At 40.7% G+C, this 18810-nt stretch carries 15 protein-coding genes; 13 read left to right on the top strand and 2 right to left on the bottom strand.

All coding sequences use genetic code 11. The annotated features are described in order from the left end of the window. The first annotated feature begins 191 nt into the window (after window positions 1–191). The 4 genes from O0550_RS17865 (at window position 192) to O0550_RS17850 (ending at window position 4382) form a co-directional block, all read left to right on the top strand. Entirely contained in the window at window positions 192–884 is a 693-nt protein-coding gene (locus O0550_RS17865; RefSeq protein WP_003344168.1) for a response regulator transcription factor, read from the top strand. Then, complete coding sequence (locus O0550_RS17860; RefSeq protein WP_258426971.1) at window positions 881–2335, top strand: sensor histidine kinase; 1455 nt, start codon at window positions 881–883, stop codon at window positions 2333–2335. The genes O0550_RS17865 and O0550_RS17860 overlap by 4 nt, the downstream gene beginning before the upstream one ends. Before the next feature lie 149 nt (window positions 2336–2484). After that, entirely contained in the window at window positions 2485–2826 is a 342-nt protein-coding gene (locus O0550_RS17855; protein ID WP_003344164.1) for a hypothetical protein, read from the top strand. Window positions 2827–2849: 23 nt separating this feature from the next. After that, entirely contained in the window at window positions 2850–4382 is a 1533-nt protein-coding gene (locus O0550_RS17850; RefSeq protein WP_258426970.1) for a S8 family serine peptidase, read from the top strand. 80 nt (window positions 4383–4462) lie between these two features. On the opposite strand, the gene O0550_RS17845 is transcribed toward O0550_RS17850, so the two are convergent. Beyond that, window positions 4463–5620, bottom strand: a complete 1158-nt coding sequence (locus O0550_RS17845; RefSeq protein ID WP_035318937.1) for an FtsW/RodA/SpoVE family cell cycle protein — start codon at window positions 5618–5620, stop codon at window positions 4463–4465. 229 nt (window positions 5621–5849) lie between these two features. Continuing rightward, window positions 5850–7916, bottom strand: coding sequence for a stalk domain-containing protein (locus O0550_RS17840; RefSeq protein ID WP_022585055.1), 2067 nt, complete (start codon window positions 7914–7916; stop codon window positions 5850–5852). A 369-nt stretch (window positions 7917–8285) separates the two neighbouring features. Between O0550_RS17840 and O0550_RS17835 the strand changes: the two genes are divergently transcribed. The 9 genes from O0550_RS17835 to O0550_RS17795 all read left to right on the top strand — a co-directional run bounded on the left by O0550_RS17835 (window position 8286) and on the right by O0550_RS17795 (window position 18681). Continuing rightward, the gene (locus O0550_RS17835; RefSeq protein ID WP_003343995.1) at window positions 8286–9269 is read left to right on the top strand and encodes an ABC transporter substrate-binding protein; all 984 of its coding nucleotides are present in this window, start codon (window positions 8286–8288) and stop codon (window positions 9267–9269) included. Beyond that, window positions 9247–9558 (top strand): ABC transporter substrate-binding protein, encoded by a 312-nt coding sequence (locus tag O0550_RS17830; RefSeq protein ID WP_003343993.1) that lies wholly within the window; start codon window positions 9247–9249, stop codon window positions 9556–9558. The genes O0550_RS17835 and O0550_RS17830 overlap by 23 nt, the downstream gene beginning before the upstream one ends. 329 nt (window positions 9559–9887) lie before the next feature. Continuing rightward, window positions 9888–10787 (top strand): DUF4097 family beta strand repeat-containing protein, encoded by a 900-nt coding sequence (locus O0550_RS17825; protein WP_258426969.1) that lies wholly within the window; start codon window positions 9888–9890, stop codon window positions 10785–10787. Window positions 10788–11063: 276 nt separating this feature from the next. Further along, window positions 11064–11780, top strand: a complete 717-nt coding sequence (locus tag O0550_RS17820) for an AAA family ATPase (RefSeq protein WP_258426968.1) — start codon at window positions 11064–11066, stop codon at window positions 11778–11780. Window positions 11781–11937: 157 nt separating this feature from the next. After that, the gene (locus tag O0550_RS17815) at window positions 11938–12966 is read left to right on the top strand and encodes an AI-2E family transporter (RefSeq protein WP_003343987.1); all 1029 of its coding nucleotides are present in this window, start codon (window positions 11938–11940) and stop codon (window positions 12964–12966) included. Between the two features lie 220 nt (window positions 12967–13186). Continuing rightward, window positions 13187–14332: a L,D-transpeptidase gene (locus tag O0550_RS17810; RefSeq protein WP_258426967.1), complete on the top strand. Its 1146-nt coding sequence runs from the start codon at window positions 13187–13189 to the stop codon at window positions 14330–14332. A 210-nt stretch (window positions 14333–14542) separates the two neighbouring features. After that, on the top strand, window positions 14543–15736 hold the full coding sequence (locus tag O0550_RS17805) for a multidrug effflux MFS transporter (RefSeq protein WP_258426966.1): 1194 nt from the start codon (window positions 14543–14545) through the stop codon (window positions 15734–15736). A 107-nt stretch (window positions 15737–15843) separates the two neighbouring features. Then, window positions 15844–16086 (top strand): heavy-metal-associated domain-containing protein, encoded by a 243-nt coding sequence (locus tag O0550_RS17800; RefSeq protein WP_258426965.1) that lies wholly within the window; start codon window positions 15844–15846, stop codon window positions 16084–16086. 162 nt (window positions 16087–16248) lie between these two features. Continuing rightward, window positions 16249–18681 (top strand): heavy metal translocating P-type ATPase, encoded by a 2433-nt coding sequence (locus O0550_RS17795; protein WP_258426964.1) that lies wholly within the window; start codon window positions 16249–16251, stop codon window positions 18679–18681. The last annotated feature ends 129 nt before the right edge of the window (window positions 18682–18810 follow it).

The raw sequence follows: 18810 nt of genomic DNA, 5'->3' as shown, positions 1-18810 counted from the left end.
AGCATCTGGAAGATGACTCATATAAATACTGGGATCAATAAAGGCCCTCTCTCCTTTTCTAAGGGGAGAGGGCCTTGCCTTTTCATCGTAAACCTAGAAAAGAAGGCAGATTGAGTAGTTCTACTCCTTTTCTCTATGAATGTGAATGAGAGCCATGCAAATTAGATATGTACTAGACCGGAGGAGACATAATGAAACAGACGATTTTGCTTGTAGATGATGAAGTAGATATGATAACGTTCATGCGCGATGCGTTAGAAGATGAAGGCTATGAAGTCATGACAGCATTACATGCTGAACAGGCGTTTCTGATGATCAGTGAGAAGCTGCCCGATCTAATTGTGCTTGATGTGATGATGCCTGGAACAGACGGATTTTCGTTTTGTAAACAAATGAGAGATAGGGTAGATGGACCGATCCTTTTTGTGAGCGCTAAACAAAGTGAGGCGGATCGCATATATGGATTAGCAGTAGGGGGAGATGATTATTTAGTAAAACCGTTTAGCTTGCGGGAGCTTAAGGCACGGATTGCCGCTCATTTACGCCGTGAGCAGCGCTTGTTCAATCGGAAAAACCTCGGAATCATACGATTTGGACCGTTTACTCTGGATATACAAGGACATGAACTGCGTTGTAACGAGATACTGATTCCACTTACGCTCAGGGAATTTTCTATCGTGGAACTGTTAGCTCTTCACCCCGGGCAGGTGTTTGCACGAGAGCATATTTATCAAAAAGTCTGGGGGATTGATGCTTCAGGTGACGACTCAACTGTAACGGAGCACATCAAAAATATACGTGCTAAGATGTTTACGGCTGATCCAGCCTATCGCTTTATCGAAACCATATGGGGAGTAGGATATAAATGGGGAACAGGCAGATGAAAAGCAAACGGACAGTAAAACGTCAATTTTTGATGTATTTTACTCTTACGCTTGGACTTAGCTTTATTATGACGATTGTGGCATGGAGTTTCATTTTCTGGGCCTTCTTCCAAGCAGGATCGTCATTTATAAGACCTGCCAACTATTATGAAAAACAGATGAAAGCTATCCGATCATACATTAATGAGCAGGGAAGTCGTTTGTTACAGCAAGAAAAGAGGAAGGAGCTTGAGAACGTCATTCCTCTAGAAGGAATGCATTATGGGATTTATCTGTTAAATGGTAAGCAGTTGTACGGAACGATACAGCATTCGCCGATTTCAAACCAAAAGCAGCTGCTTACGATGCTAAATACCATCGAAAATGTCAAGGCAAATAAAATAAGGCATGTTCATCCGCTGGTAGATGAAACAGATTCGCTTCAGGGTGCAATTGTTCTCGAATATGAGCTGGCTGTATCTGGGGCAACTCCGGAGTTAGCTCCTGTTGTAAAAATATTTAGACTCATGACGGTTTTATTGCCCTTTATTCTAGTGTGTGTATTTGCATGGATTTTTGGTCATCGATTTAACAAACAGCTAAATGAACCCATACAACAATTAATAGAAGGAACGAAGCGAGTACAGTCACGAGATTTGAATTTCACATTTTCGTATGAAGGCACGCAGGAATTGACTCAGCTTACACGAGCATTTGAAGATATGCGAAAGGCCTTGTCTGATTCCCTACAAAGGGAAATCCATTTGGTGCAGGAACGGCGGGATATGGTAGCGGCGCTTGCTCATGATTTAAGAACCCCTTTAGCCATCATTCAAGGACATGTAGAGGGACTGATGAATGGCGGACCAAAACGCCAGGAACGGCTGGATAGCTATTTATTGACTATACAGAAAAACACGCAAAGGGCAGCGAGAATGATTGGAGAAATCAATGAGGTATCTGAAATGGAAAAGCCTGAGTTTCGATTGCAATGGCAGGATGTAGATTTGCAACAATTCGTTCGAGACAAGGTATCTGACTATGAACAGCTCTGTCATCAACATAGGTTACATTTTCTTTGCAGCTATGAAGATCTGCGACAGAAACGAACCACTATTAAAATGGACCCTGACCGGATTGCACAAATAGTAGATAATGTAGTTTCCAACAGTAGCCGATTTACCGCTGAAAATGGGGAAATTCATTGGGAACTGTGCATTACAGACCTTCAATGGACGATGAAGGTTAGTGATACCGGTTCGGGCTTTTCGAAGAGTAGTACTCCTTTTTTATTCGATAAATTTTATCAGGAGGATCGTTTGCAAGCACAGCGTAAGGGACATGCTGGACTTGGCTTGTACATTGTTAAATTGCTGACGATGAAACATGGCGGGACAGTTGAAGCTTCTAATACACCGGAGGGTGGTGCTTACGTGTTGTTCCATTTTCCAATCAGATCGGGAAAAGAATGAAGCTATCTGTAAAAATGAGTAAGGTTTTAGGACATCGTTCTTCCACAAGGAAAATCGGGGATAAATAAATCCATTTGTTATAAATTTACAAGTATGCTTCTGCCAAAAGATTGTCAGAATAATTATATCCCTATCTGGTGGAGGCCTGTATGAGCATTCAATTATCTGATCAGACTGTTTCTGCTGAGGCAGTATTGAAATCCCGTAATCACCAATCACTCATGACAATCAATACTCCGATTACCTCAGAAAACGTAGATCAAATTAGACCTACACCCGAGACAATTTCAACGGCCAAAAAGTTGTTTGAAGCAGAAGGATTTGTAGTTGTATCATCTGGGATTACCTTAACAGTACATGGTACAAGAGCCAAGTTTGCTAGGTTACTCGGTGCAGACTGGGAAAAGGGATCTCCAATGATACCAAAGCACATGGAGCCGTTCGTGGAATGCATTGTATTTCCAGAGAAAAAACCGATTTATTTTCCATGAATTTGATTAGGAGGGAATAAGCTATGTCAGAGAATCTTACGAACAATCAAATGACTTCAGCCCTACCGCCCATTATCTTTGCTGAGGCTTCTGTACATTCTATTGAAGGCGAGTCGATTTTCGATTCAACAGAACCAATCACTCATGAAAATGTATCTCGTTATTTAAACAAGCCAGAATTAATTGATAAAGCAATTGAGAAGCTAAAAAATGCTGGATTTGAAGTTTTACATATCGGAGCGACAACTATAAATATAGCTGCTTCGCCTGAGACATATGAGAAGGTATTTCATACAAAGATTGTTCCGGAAGAACGTGAAGTACTAAAATTTGGAAGAAAGAGTACGGCAACGATATTAGATGATCCAACAACAAAATTATCTGGTCTGATTGATACTTCAAATAGTGATTTAGCTGATGTATTGGAAGGTGTGGCTATAAATGAACCGGTCTATTATTTTTCATTAGGCGATAGTTCACTAGCTACATTGGAGCGAGCTACCCCTTTTGAAAGTACGCTTTCTGCAATGCCACCAAGTGTGGAGGGGTTTTATTTGAATGTCCCAGATGATGTTGCACGATTACTTAAAGCCGATCGTGTTCACGCTACCGGCATTACAGGCCGTGGTGTTCGTGTTGTCATGGTAGATAGCGGGTGGTTTCGACACCCTTATTTTGTGCAAAGAGGATATCAAGCAAATCAAGTTGTGCTAGCCCCTGGTGCTCAAAATCCAGCTCATGATGAGAGCGGTCATGGAACAGGTGAATCAGCCAATATTTTTGCAGTTGCGCCAGATGTGAATTTTACCATGGTCAAACAGGGGGGATTTTCCTTTACCTCTGCAATTGTTAATGCTACAGGCGATTTCAATAAGGCTCTGGAGTTGAGACCAGACATCATTTCATGTAGCTGGGGCTTCGATGAACGAGAACGCAGGCCTTTGTCAGCAGCAGAGAGAACTCTCTCAGCCGCAATTGCCAATGCTGTTTCTCAAGGGGTGACGGTAGTCTTTTCTGCTGGAAATGGACATTTTGGATTCCCGGGACAGCATCCAGATGTAATTTCCGCAGGGGGAGTCTTTGTGGATAGTGATGGGAGCATGAGAGCATCAGACTATGCAAGTGGATTTGAAAGTCCTCTTTTTCCAGGAAGAAAGGTTCCTGATGTATGTGGTCTAGTAGGAATGCAGCCTCGCGCCCAGTACATTATGCTTCCAGTGGAGCCTGGAGACGAACTAGATGTTGAAGAAGCACGTATTGATCCGAGATCTGGTAGCACATTAGTTGATGGTACACAGCCTCAAGACGGCTGGGCGAGATTCAGTGGAACATCTGCTGCAGCACCACAGTTAGCGGGGATTTGCGCCTTATTAAAACAGGCAAATCCGTCTCTTACACCACAAAGGATGAAAGAAACCTTGATGAATACAGCGATCGATATTACAGAGGGGCATAATGCACAGAAGCAACCTGCACGTCCTGGTAATGATTTAGCTACAGGAAGTGGATTGGCGAATGCCGAAAGAGCAGTTCAAATGGTAAGAAATGTACATTAGGAGATAATGAAGAAAAAGAGGCTATTCCTGATTGCGATCGGATAGCCTCTTTTCTGTTGGAAAAGTAATTTATATTTACTCTATCTCCTATACTGCTTGCGCATAGATAACACAATTCCAATCAATATCATGTTAGAAAGGAGCGAACTGCCACCATAAGATAAGAATGGCAAGGCTATTCCCTTTACTGGCATTAATCCAATGGTCATTCCAATGTTTTGAAAGGTTTGAAAGGTGAGGACAGCTACAATTCCAGAGCATACGCAGGCACAAAATATATCATTTGATTCATTCCCAATTTTTATCACACGATACATAAGAATAAAGAAGAGTGAAACAATCAGTACCGCAATGATATATCCACCTTCTTCTCCAATCGTTGCAAAAATAAAATCAGAATGCTTTTCAGGAATATAAACGTTTCCTTGTCCAATTCCTTTTCCTTCCAGTCCTCCAGAACCAATTGCTAACAGGCTCTGCATGGATTGATAGCCTTCATCTTTAAAGGTAGAGGGGTCAAGCCATCCTAAAATCCTCTGTTGTCTGTGGCCACTAAAGAGCGAAAGGACATAGGTTCTGAATACATCAGGGAGTTCAAAATATAAATACAGCAAAAAGGATACCAGAAAGGCGGGAATTAATGAGAGTGTTAAGATTAATTTGGTTTGTAGCTGGGAAAGGAACATAATTGCTATTATGGAAATCAAATAGAGAATAACCATTCCAGTATCTGGCTGGGTATACACTAAAATAGACGGAAGCAGGGTTATACCTAGTAATTTGGCAATTAATAATAGATCGCTTCCAATGGTTTTCATAATATGCTTTTTTTGATGCTCCATTACCAGATAACTAGCTAAAAGGATAATGGCAACCTTTAAGAACTCGGATGGTTGAATGGAGCCTATTCCTGGCAAGGAAAACCATCGCTTTGCCCCATTAAGTATAGGTGCAATTTTTTCTGGAGAAAATTTAAGAACGATAATACAAAGCAGACAAAAAACATAAAAAACCCAAGATAATTTCTTAATCTGTTCCATATCTAAAATAGAAATATAGAGCATCAGAGCAAATCCAATTACATAGTATATGGTTTGTTTTCCGACGAAGTTTGTCTGTCCGTATTGACCCGTTTGCTGACTACTATAAATAAAGAGAAGGCTAGTAGTGAGAAAAATAACAAGGATTAGCATGATGAGCCAGTCTAGTTTTTTCAGATGTTTGTAAATTATGTTCATGTAAAAGTCCTCTGGTTTCAAATAAGTATGAGCCTTGAAAAAATCAACAACGATCATTTAGGCTCATATTATATTACGAATGATGTAGGCGTGAGGTAACAAGCTTCTAAAAAACAATTCTTCTATCAACGCCTTGTCATCCCACGAGGATAAAGGCATACCACAGGTACCACTATGAATTTTATCAAAAAAGACACTTGCAAAGGGGAGCTTCGCAAGTGCCTTATTCTTATTTAAAAATAACTACGCTAGAGGATGCTTCATCCCAAGACATGTTAAAACGTAAATTGTCTGTAATCGTACGTATTGGCAGCATTGGGATATTATTTTTCAATTGAACAGCATCTGTCATGTTGTAATTCTTGCCATTAATAGAAACGACCTTTGATCCAACTTTAAATACCATGGTTGTGTTGCCACTTTTAACAGTAGCGCCTGTTTTTGTGTAGGATGTGCTTACTTTTAGTCCATCACGAATAAAAGTAGCCGGTACCATTGTGTTACCATTCACAGTTTGTGGTGCTGCAGCTAATGGGAAGGTTTTCCCTTGGGATTTATAGGAAGCTGTACCAACTTTGAAGCTAATCCCGTTTTGGGCACCTACCATTACTTGACGAGTGAACAGTGGGTTTCTTTCCTCAGATGTATAAACCCCAATATTATAAACATTGGATGCTGCCGGTGTTTGAAGTTTAGCATTTTCATTGATGGTTACACTTACTGCTTGACCTGCAGGAATAGCAAGTGATGGATAGATAACCAGATTCTGACCACGAGTGCCTACATAGCTAGGATACGCACCATTTACTGTCACAGCATTGGTTGCGATCGTAGTAGGGACACGGAAAGAAGTTGGCATCGCTACTTCAATGAAATCATTCGTATTCAGCCCAACTCCTAGCGCTTTAATCCCAACTGTCATACCTGAAATTGCATTTGGATTCGGCTTACTCAATTTTACCGTAGCAGTGCTGTTATTCACTGGCACGGGGGTTGGAGTAGGATTCGTTGGATTAGTAGGGTTAGTTGGATATGTCGGATTCGTAGGTGTTACGGAAGTACCTGAAACAGTAAAAGATTTTGAACGGTAGGTAACATCATTATGCTTTACAGCCAAATCATAGCTACCTGACGTTGATGGGTTCTTAATAAAGGCTTCCATTTTAAAGTCGATACGAATTTTATCAGTGCTAGAGAAATTACTCGGTGTTCTCAGAGAAATCGTGCGTCCAGATATATTTGCCGAGCTAACCTGTGCACCATTAATTGTTGCTGATGTAGCAGACATGTAACCAGGTAGCATATCTTGGGACGGGAATTCGATATAAATATCGTTGCCGTATCGTAGGTCTTCTTTTAATCTTACTTCCATGGATACAGTTGTACGTGCACCCACAGAGCTATCTGATAGGGAAACACTATAGTCGCTGTTAACAGAAGAAGAGCCCTTCTTCACATCAAATTCTTTTGATGTATAAGTCGTGTTTTTATACTCAACTTCAATTTTATAGGAAGAGCTGGAGGATGGAGTTTTAAAGCCAGCCCCTTTTTTGAATGAAATTTCAAGTTTTTTCTCATCATTATCCTTGGAGCTCGGTTTAATTTTTACCGTTCTACCAGAGACGCTGACTTCTTTCGGAGTGTGACCGTTAATTTCTACATCGTCTGTGCTGAGTCTGCTTGGAACCATGCTAGATTCAGGGAAAGTAACCTCAATATATTTTGAATCGTCCAATTTGTCTTCTAACGTAAATTTAGATAGCTCAATAGAGGTTTTTTCATCTGAGTAGCTACTGCCTAAAGACACAGAGAAAGCATTTTTTTCACTGCCGCTTTTGCTAGAAGAGCCTTTTGATTTTGTGATCTCGATTTTTTCATCATCATCACTATCGCCATCATCGACGGAGATTTTGTAATCGTCGGCTTTATCAGGGTTGATAACATCTTCAATGACGATTTTGACATCATCGCCTTTACCGATATTTTTGCTTAGTTCAATCGTAATTTTACCCTTTTTAACAGTAACATCCTTTGGTTCCTTACCATTTACTTCCACAGAACTAGTTTTAACTTTGTCCAGGTCAAAATCAGAATCAAAATCTACCTCAATCTCGTTTGTTTTCTTGTTTGCTTCAAACTTTATCGTATAGGTAGTTTTCTCACCTGCTTTGGTGCTCTTGGCGTTGATACTTAAATCAGATACAGCATAAGCACCTTGTGGCACAGAGAGTAGGGGTGTGATTGCCAGAGTTGTGGCTAGCAGTAAGAATGCGCTTTTTTTCATTTGTTTCCTCATTGTTTTCCTCCTGAATATCCATAAAATTTTGCCTGTAGACAGCAACCTACTCCCTCTTTAAGCCATAAAACAGGGCAAAACAAAGGGAAGTCGTTGATAACCCCAAAGCATATTTTTGGTAATCGTAAATAGAGACGTTGGGGAAGGGAATAAGTTACACAGAAAATGAGAAAAATTCGCCATTTTTTTGCTCAAATGTGTTCTCTCATTAAAAAGGAGCTGGGTTCCCGATTTCTACCATATGGCAAAATTTAATATAGACTTCTTTTTGATAGAAAGTTAAAATGTGGACTGAAGAAATGGTTGATAATCGTTATCAAAATCATGAGTTTCTGTGTAACGATCTAACTTACATATTGGAGGATGAACATGCTACATTTCAAACAACGAGGCTTCATGCCGATTATGCTGCTGCTTCTAGCTTTGATAGTTAGTGCTTGCAATACGACACCAAACACAGTGTCGCAGCCAAATAACGCGGGTAATTCTTCTGCTGAAAAAAAGACAAAGGTCTTTAAAGATGCCACGGGAGAAATCGAAATTCCTACTCATCCAGAGCGTATTGTCAGCATTACTTTTTTAGGTGATTTGGCAGCGCTGGGTGTAAAACCGGTAGGAGCTGGATCAATTGCCCTAGAGAATTCAGTATTGCTGTCTAAAGAGCTGGAGGGCGTGGAAAATGTAGGGGATGTTTCCATTGAGAAAGTGATGCAGCTAAAGCCAGATTTAATCATTGTACCAACCTATTTGCCTTCAGAAATGACGGAGCAGTTGAAAAAAATTGCCCCGACGGTTTCTTTACCTTCGGGAACACTTGAAGGTACTGACCCAATTGAGGAGGTTCGGACTTTTGGAAGGCTGTTAGGAAAAGAAGCGGAAGCAGAAGCATTTATTACTCGTTATAACGAAAAAGCTAAAGCGGCTAAAGAAAAAGTAAAAGCCATGATTGGATCAAATGAAACTGTAGGTAGCTACTCAATCTGGGCCAAAAATTTCTGGGTGTGGCCAAAAACACGTGATGCCGGCTACAATCTGATGGAAATGTTTGAGTTAAAGCCGGTAGAGAAAGTGAAACAAGAGATTTTCCCAACTCGTCAAGGGAAGGATATTTCCTTAGAGCTTTTGCCTGATTATGCTGCTGATCACATGTTTATCAGCGTATATGAACCAGACGGTGGAGCAGAGCGTGCAAAGGAAATCATGAACAGTCCAATCTGGAAAAATCTAGAGGCAGTAAAGCATAATCATGTATACATGCTTGATTCCAAGAAGTTTTGGATGACAGATGGATTGAATTTGGAGAAGCAGTTGGATATCATTGTTGATCTAATTGAAAGTAAGAATAAGCAATAAGCTAAAGAAAAAGGCACCAGGAACGCCTGAACCTGATAAATGGGGTGAAAAGGTTACGAGTGTAGAAGGCTTATTTAAGATGAAGCCAGATCATATTATTTTGTTAGCTGATAATGATAAAAATGTGTTAGAAGAAAGCAGTCTCTGGAAAGGGCTACAGGCAGTGAAAAATGGAAGAGTATATCGAATGACCAGTAGGCAAAATTACAATGAGGCATTTTTCGCTCTTGGCAAACAAGCTCTGATGGAACAGGTAAGTAAGGCAATTTTGCAGAAGGAAAAGGAATAATTTAAGTCATAACGCTTATTTCTCCGAATAATAGACAGTAATCTGTCCGTTATTCGGTTTTTTTCATTTATAATGAGGGAAGACATAGAGAGAAGGGGATAGCTACAAAAGTAATCAAGCTGATACGAACTTAGAGAAGTTGTTGAGCTGTACATGCAGCCATTGGTTTCAGAGTGGAAAATGTTTGCTACTAGTGTCCATAACATCATTGAGGGGGATGAGGAGTGAATAACGTTACTAGATAGTACGATTGTAAGTTCAAAACATGTAGCTTCTTAACGACATCTGGCTAATGTAGTTGTCTAGAAGGTAAATAGGAGAGGGTTCAGGTGAGAAAATCAGCTATCGTTGGCGTACTGTTTATTATAATAGGTGTCATGGGATGTGTAGGCTGGGTTTTACAGGGGGGAATTTATGGACAAAAAGCAGCAAGTATCATTAACGAAAAGACGATCGAGCATACACAATTCAAACAACTTATAGTGGATAGTGCTAGTAAGGATATTCATATTGTTCCAAGTAATGATGATTACATAAAGATTCGGTTGAACGAGAAATCTGGATGGTTTGGTACCAGAAATACAGAGCTTCAAGTAACAAAGGAGAATGATAAGCTTCTGATTGCAACAACACGCCCTCCGACTTGGTTTAGCCTTGATTTTAGCATGGATGACGAAGGTTTAACTATCTCGCTTCCCCAAAAAACGTGGGAAAAAATGAAGCTTAGCAGCACTTCAGGTAATATCACGGCGGGCGATGTGTTTGCCAAAGAATTTGTAGCATCCAGTACATCCGGGGACATAGAGATGAAACAGCTTGAAAGTGAACAGAGTGATATTCAGGTTACTTCAGGAAATGTGGAAATCTCCAGGCTTATAGCTACGTATTCAACATTTGAATCTACCTCAGGTGACATAGACGTACAAGAAGCAACTGGAGAGATAAAAGCAAATAGTACCTCGGGAAACATTGATCTAAAGACGGCTGAAGTGGCGCACAATCTAACCTTGGAAGCATCTAGTGGAAATATTAATATCGTTACGACGAAACAGCCTATAGATACCCGGCTTGTAGCAAAGACATCCTCTGGAGAGATTCAGACCAATCTAGAAGGATTCCGCTTCAACAGCATCTCGAATCATAACGTAGAGGCCACGAATGGCAAAGAGATCAAACGTACCGTTCACATTCAAACAACCTCAGGAGATATCGCATTTATGCAACGATAGGAAAAAGGAGACAATAATACTACACGATTAGGCTTAGAGGATAATCTTCATCGTGTAAGACTTCTATGCGTTTCTCTTTTTTTACATACAATTTAAGTACGATGCTAAGCAAGAAGGGAAGCCAAAAAAGTATAAGTTTACAAAAAGGCAACGTAGAGGTCTTACACGATGTTGTATAATAAAGACAAGCTTTTATTCAAATCGGGTTTTACATAAACGAATTCAGGCTTTTAATAAGCAAGGATACTTAGATGAACAAATAGGAAGGTGTAGAACGTGTATCTTCGCCAAGTGCGGCTGCTAACAGAAAAATACCCTAATCGTAAGGAGTATCCCTTTTCGATTCCTGCACTGCAAAACCTAGAGAGTTTATCGTTTGATAAAAATATCACCTTTTTTGTAGGTGAGAATGGATCGGGAAAATCTACTTTGCTAGAAGCCATTGCTTATCAATGCGATTTCCATACAGCGGGTGGGGGCAGACATAATTACTATGAAGTGGATGCTTCCGATGCCTCTTTAGGGGAGTATATTCAGCTATCGTGGCTACCTAAGATTACGAATGGGTTTTTTTTGCGGGCAGAGACCTTCTATCAGTTTGCTAGTCATATAGACAGTATAAACGGCATGGGTAGCTACGGAGGACGTTCCTTACATGCTCAGTCACACGGTGAATCGTTTCTCTCTCTTTTTCGCAATCGGTTTGGTCATAAAGCAATTTATTTACTAGACGAGCCGGAAGCGGCCTTGTCGCCTGCACGACAGCTTTCCTTATTACGTTTAATGAAAGATCTAGAGAGATCAGCACAGTTTATTATTGCTACGCATTCACCGATACTATTAGCATTTCCAGGAGCACAAATTTATAACTTTGACCAATCTCCTATTGCGACGACTAGCTATGAGCAAACATTGCACTATCAGATTATGAAACGGTTTTTAGAAAATAAAGAGGCAATGCTTGCAGAGTTATTTCGTGATGAGGATGAATAATTATATTCTTATCAGCATGTAATGGGATAGAGAGGAAAAAAATGGACTTGGATTCACTAACATGTTACTTTACTAATATACGTACCTTCATTTGAAACCAGATTACGTTATTAAACGTATTAAGATATACCAACATAAAGGAGCACGAAACCCTTATATGACCTCTCTAAAAGAAGTATTTAAAAGTACAATCATGAAAAAAATTATTGTATTACTTATCTTAGTTGCACTTGTCTACATGTTTCGAAGTATGATGAACATGATCTTGCTCTTTTTTATCATTACCTTTTTGATGAATGAATTGCATCAATTTCTTGTTCGTCGGCTGAGCATCGAGCGAAAGGTACTGAAGAAAGTCACATTGATTCTCCAGTATGCAGTGTTTATTTCACTGATTGTCATTGGGTTACTACGATTTTTACCGAGTGTGATTACTGAATTATCGCCGCTTGTACAGCAAGTGATTGCTTTTTATGAGAAACCGATTATTCCAGTGGATAATTTTATACTAGAATTCATGGTAGAGTCGTTGCAAAAGATTAACCTAGCAAGCTATGTGAATAATGGGATGGAATTTTTAGTTGGTGTTGTTACCAATGCAAGTAAGCTAGGTATCAATTTTGTGATTGCCATGATTTTAAGTCTTTTCTTCCTGCTGGAAAAAGAAAAGATCTTCTTTTTAACCTCGAAAGTAAGAACAAGCAAGCTATCTTATTTCTATGAGGATTTTCGTTCCTTTGGGAATAAGTTTACGCAGTCCTTTGGAAAAGTAATTGAAGTACAATTTATGATCTCCTTGGTTAACTGCATTATGTCAATAATTGCTTTATGGATTATGGATTTTCCGCATCTATTTGCATTAGGAATCATGATTTTCGTACTTGGCTTGATTCCGGTGGCAGGTGTCATTATTTCATTGATTCCTCTGTGTGCTATCGCTTTTAGTATCGGGGGCTTTATCAAGATTATCTATGTACTTATCATGATTGCTGTATTGCATGCTATCGAAGCCTATCTGCTAAATCCAAAGCTAATGTCGTCCAAAACCAAGTTACCGATCTTTGTTACATTTGCTGTATTGATTATCTCAGAACACTTTATCGGGGTATGGGGACTGATACTGGGGATTCCGATCTTCATATTCCTACTGGATTTACTTGAAGTTAAATTTATGGAAAAGCAGTGATTTGTACAGAAAAAAGCCTAACGTATTTCCTTGTGGAAAGGAGCGTTGGGCTTTTTACTCATAGAAAAGCCAATATTTGTCGTTACATAAAAGAAGAGAATTTTAGATTGCTGGCTCCGGAAAGCGGAAGGAGGCACACATGGTAAACGAACGAAGGATTGTAATCTTTCTAGTTATTCTGTTCATGTATGTTACGACCCTTTTCTTAGGAGGTTCGGAGATGATGAAAGGAAAACTGGTGAATTCGGATCTATTTACAACGAATTCACTTAACTCCGATAAACTCTTGTCTACTAGTGAACAAAAGACACTGCATACAGGTTCCATTGCATCACTTTTGCAAAAACGTCCGTTAGTTGTTGTTGCAGGACCAAACCTGCCTAAAGGGGCGAATGAGGATTTGATAAAAACACAACTTTCAAGCTCGTTAGCTCCGTTGTTTCAAGACGTACAGCAGACAGGGCAGGAATCTCCTTTAGTCATCGTCGTACCGCCTAACAAGCAACTCCCAGTGTACCAGGCATTACCTTTTTATAGCCCAGAACAGGTTCTTGGGATTACGAATGCCGCCGGGGAGTGGTTTCCGATAACAGATGAACAGTGTGCATGTAATAGTCAACAGCTTGTGGCATCCATCAAAAAAAGGATCGATGAACAGCAGCATTCTTTACTAGGATTATTATCTTTACGGACAGCACTTTATCAGTACTATCTTCGAACACATACGCTTCCAAAGCAGCTTAATCAATTGGTGCAAGCATCTCCGAATAATTATTTGTCCCAAATTCCTGCACCTCCAGTGGGCGCTCAGGAAGGCTGGATTTACAACCCATCCGCCTTTCAACCGCAAAGGCCTTGGGAAAGTATGGAGCAGGTAGTAGGGGCAAAGGGGCTACATTTATTAGCGAAAGGGCTTCAGCCGATTGAAGTTAACATCTCGATTCCTGAATTTCGGATGCATGTGGTGAGTGGCTCCTATCTATTGCGTTCCTACCCAGTGGCGCTAGGAGCTCACAATCAGACACCTGTTGGAGATTTTAGCATTGCACTCAAGGTAAATAAGCCTAGATCAGCAACTAAAGTATATGGAACGCGTGCTTTAGCATTGAGTAACCCCGATTATGCTATCCACGGGACGAATGATCCTTCTTCTATCGGTAAAGCAGTGTCTAAAGGCTGCATTCGGCTGTTTAATCGCGATGTGGAAGAATTGTATAGCTTAGTCCCATTAGGAACGAAAGTACATATTGGTAAGACAAAGCTGAAAACATCATCAGCAATGGGCCTCCCAGGAAGCGGCAAGCCGTATCTACTTCCCGGAAGATCAGATGAGAAGTCAAAAAAATTCTATCACTGGCGTAGATAAAGTAGCATTGCAAAAACAGATAAAATAGCGTGACCAAAGTTGAGAATCGATATCGCCTATGCTATTATCTTTGGTAAAGGTTTGACTCCCCCTATTAAAAGTATGGTGATAGAAATGCTTTCATTTGCTAGATTAAGTAAGTGTAAACCCCCTATTCCGTAATCGTTATGTGCAGAGTTTTGAGATTTGCACATGATAGGGGGAATCGGTATGACCAAAAAAATCTCAACACCGTCACTGTTACTATTTATTATTCTTGTCGGCTTTCCACAAATTAGTGAAACGATATATACACCTTCTTTACCTGATATTTCACAGGCGCTTGGAGTTAGTAGCAATATCATTCAATTGACATTAAGCCTTTATTTCTTTGGCTTTGCCCTAGGAGTCTTCTTTTGGGGAAGGCTATCTGATGTAATTGGAAGGCGGCCAGCAATGCTATGGGGTATATTTATTTATGGAGCTGGCAGTCTTGGCTGCTATTTGTCTAATGCAGTTGAGTGGCTATTAGTCAGTAGATTTGTTCAGGCCTTTGGAGCAAGTACTGGCTCTGTGGTGACGCAAGCCATTCTCCGTGAGAGCATAGACGGAGGTAGACGTCATGCTGTGTTTGCCCAGATATCTGCTGCGCTTGCTTTTACTCCCGCAATTGGACCCTTACTGGGAGGATTCATTGATCAGGCTTTGGGATTTCGGGCTGTTTTCTTTACCCTTGTTGTGATGGGGGTACTTGTTTTTGCTTACACATGGAGGGCATTACCTGAGACAAGATTATCTGTAACTTCCAAAAGTAGTGTAAGTTTGGTAGCCAAACGCATGGCTCGTGATCAAAGAGTCTGGTTGTTTGGATTGCTGATTGGAATAACGAATGGAATTTTGTTCAGTTACTATGCAGAGGCTCCTTTTATTTACATGGAGTTTTTTCATATGACACCAGGTGTGTTTGGATTTTTTGGTGTTTTTGTAGCTTTAGCGTCCATAATTGGTGCGTTGCTTTCAAAGAAATTGCTACAGAAGCTTTCAGCCGAGCTGATTATTTATGTAGGATCGCTTGTAACGGCATTGGGTGCCGGGAGCCTAACCGCTCTGGTGCTTATTGGTTTAGATTCATCCATCCTGTCATTGGTATTACTAGTTAGTTGTGTTTTTATACTTTTGATGGGGATTGGGATGGCTATACCGAATTGTTTAAGCTTAGCATTGGTACATTATCATGATACACAAGGTACAGCAGGTGCTATATTTGGACTAAGCTACTACTTTCTCGTTAGTTTTATTACGACAGGGATGAGCTATCTTCATAATGGGATGCTGTTGCCTATGCCAATGTATTTTCTTTTACTGGCTTTGGTCATGATAGTTGTCAGCTACAAGCTGATGATTCCACCGAATACGATGAAATAAAGAACAAAGAAGGGCCTACAATTATGTAGGTCTTTCTTTTTTACTATTTACATAGGGTAGGGGGGTATAGTATTATAAATTTAACAATGCTGATAAGGAGAGATATCATGATGACCAAAACAGTTTTGCATGTAGAAGGAATGTCTTGCAAGAGCTGTGCAGCAAAGATTGAGCTAGCATGCAAGGCATTAGGCGCTAAAAAAGTTCAGGTAGATCTTGTTCAAAAGCAGGTGGAAATTGAGCATGACACTAATAGCCTAGAAGCCATCCTTTTACAAGAACATGTGGAGAAATTGGGATATAAGGTAGTCGAAGACAGCGAAGGCAACGAAGGCAACGAAGGCAACTGAAAAAGAGCTGTCGCAGTACAATGACTTTTTGTTGTATGATAATAAGATTCACGAAAAGCAAATCTATTTAGTAGAAGGGTCCTTGACTTCACAGAAGGGGGCTTTTTTAAAACGATATAATATACCTATATAGGGTATTGTATAGGTAAGGGAGGTAGTAGCATGGCGGAGAACGTCGCAGCAAATAAGCAACAAAAAACCACAATGCAAATTACTGGAATGACTTGCGCCGCGTGTGCCCGACGGATCGAAAAGGGATTGCAGAAGACAGCAGGGGTTCAGGATGCCACAGTTAATCTTAGCTTAGAACGAGCCACGGTTACGTTTGACCCTAAAAAGGTAAGTGTGGTTGATCTGGAGCAACGAATAGAGTCCCTTGGATATGGTACGGTTAAGGAGAAAGCAGAGCTCCTTGTTACTGGAATGACATGTGCTGCATGTGCGACTCGAATCGAAAAGGGCCTTAAAAAGCTTCCAGGGGTCTTGGATGCAAGTGTGAATCTAGCGATGGAACGAGCAACGGTGGTGTATCAGCCTTCCGAGACAACTACGGTTGATTTCATAAAAAAGGTAGAGAATCTAGGATATGGGGCAAGTCTGAAGCAGGAGGAGCAAGCAGACGAGACTGATCATCGAAAAAGAGAGATCGCTAAGCAAAAGCGTAAACTGATCTTCTCTGCAATCCTATCTCTTCCTTTACTATGGACGATGGTGAAGCATTTTTCGTTTACCTCATTTATTTGGGCGCCTGAGATTTTGATGAACCCATGGATTCAATTACTATTGGCCACTCCCGTACAGTTCATGATTGGGTGGCAATTTTACCAAGGAGCGTATAAGGCACTTCGCAATGGCTCAGCAAACATGGATGTATTAGTAGCGTTAGGAACATCAGCAGCTTATTTTTACAGTCTTTATGAAACGATTAGAAGTATGCAGGCCATGCATCATGATATCCATCTTTATTATGAAACTAGTGCTGTACTCATTACCTTAATTTTATTAGGAAAACTTTTTGAAGCATTAGCAAAGGGACGCACATCAGAAGCCATCAAAACCTTAATGGGACTTCAGGCAAAGACGGCTACGGTTATACGCAATGGCGAAGAACTGGTCATTGCTGTGGAGGAAGTGCAGGTTAATGATCTGTTTCTCGTGAAGCCAGGAGAAAAAATACCGGTAGATGGAGAGATTGTTGAGGGAAAATCCTCGGTGGATGAATCAATGCTAACGGGAGAAAGCATCCCTGTGGAAAAAGAATCAGGCGATCAAGTGATAGGAGCTACGATTAATAAAAACGGTGTTTTACAAGTAAAGGCTACAAAGGTCGGCAAGGAAACAGCATTGGCCCAAATCATTAAAGTAGTGGAAGAAGCACAGGGATCTAAAGCGCCGATTCAACGTGTAGCCGACAAGATTTCAGGTATTTTTGTTCCGATTGTAGTATCGCTTGCCGTTTTGGCTTTTCTGATTTGGTACTTCTTCATTACACCAGGCGATTTTACTAGCGCACTAGAAATTCTAATAGCTGTTCTAGTCATTGCTTGCCCGTGTGCACTTGGTTTAGCAACCCCAACCTCAATCATGGCAGGCTCTGGTCGGGCAGCAGAAGCGGGTGTTCTATTTAAGGGTGGAGAACATTTGGAAGCGACACATCGAATTGATACAGTCCTACTTGATAAAACAGGGACGATTACAAAGGGTAAGCCTGAATTGACAGATGTGCTGACGGCAGATCACTGGGAAAAACAACAATTTCTTCAGTATATCGCTAGTGCTGAGAAAAATTCCGAGCATCCTTTAGCAGAGGCCATTGTGGCGGGCGTCATTGAGCAGGGGATTGGTTTGCAAAGCCCTAGCGAATTCGAAGCCATTCCAGGGTACGGTGTGCGAGCCATTATTGGGGGGAAAGAAGTATTAGTTGGAACACGCAAGCTCATGGGGAAATTTGCGGTACAGATCGATCTAGCATTGCCTATTATGGAAAAATGGGAGCAGGAAGGTAAAACAGCGATGCTGGCTGCTATTGATCAGCGATATGCCGGAGTGATCGCAGTAGCGGATACCGTCAAACAAACCTCCCGAGAAGCAATTGCTCGCTTAAAAGAAATGGGCTTAAGCGTCTATATGGTCACAGGCGATAATGAACGAACAGCAAAAGCGATCGCGGCACAGGTTGGCGTCGAGCATGTGATCGCAGAAGTGTTGCCAGAGGGAAAAGCAGCCGAAGTAACTAAGTTACAACAAGCAGGTAAAAAAGTAGCGATGGTTGGAGATGGAATTAACGATGCTCCAGCATTAGCCACAGCAGATATAGGTATCGCCATGGGAACGGGTACAGATATAGCGATGGAAGCAGCAGATATTACGTTGATGCGGGGCGATCTAAATAGCATTGCGGATGCCTTTACGATGAGCAAGAAAACGATGAGGAACATCAAACAAAACTTATTTTGGGCGCTGGCCTACAATTGTTTAGGGATTCCCATTGCGGCTGCTGGGTTATTAGCTCCATGGTTGGCAGGTGCAGCGATGGCATTAAGCTCCGTATCGGTTGTGTTAAATGCTCTGCGATTGCAACGGGTAAAGCTTTAAAAAGAGAATAATTAATTGTAAAACGAAAATAAAAAAAGATGACTACATAAAACAGTGGTCATCTTTTTTGTTGATCAAAAAAATAACATTTTTTCAAAAAACTTACCCGTATAAGTTGGTAGATTTAAT

This window comes from Brevibacillus halotolerans (assembly GCF_026891775.1).
GTDB classification, from domain to species: domain Bacteria; phylum Bacillota; class Bacilli; order Brevibacillales; family Brevibacillaceae; genus Brevibacillus_B; species Brevibacillus_B halotolerans.
The sequence above is the reverse complement of the archived record's forward strand: the minus strand, read 5'-3'. Positions and strand labels throughout refer to the sequence as shown.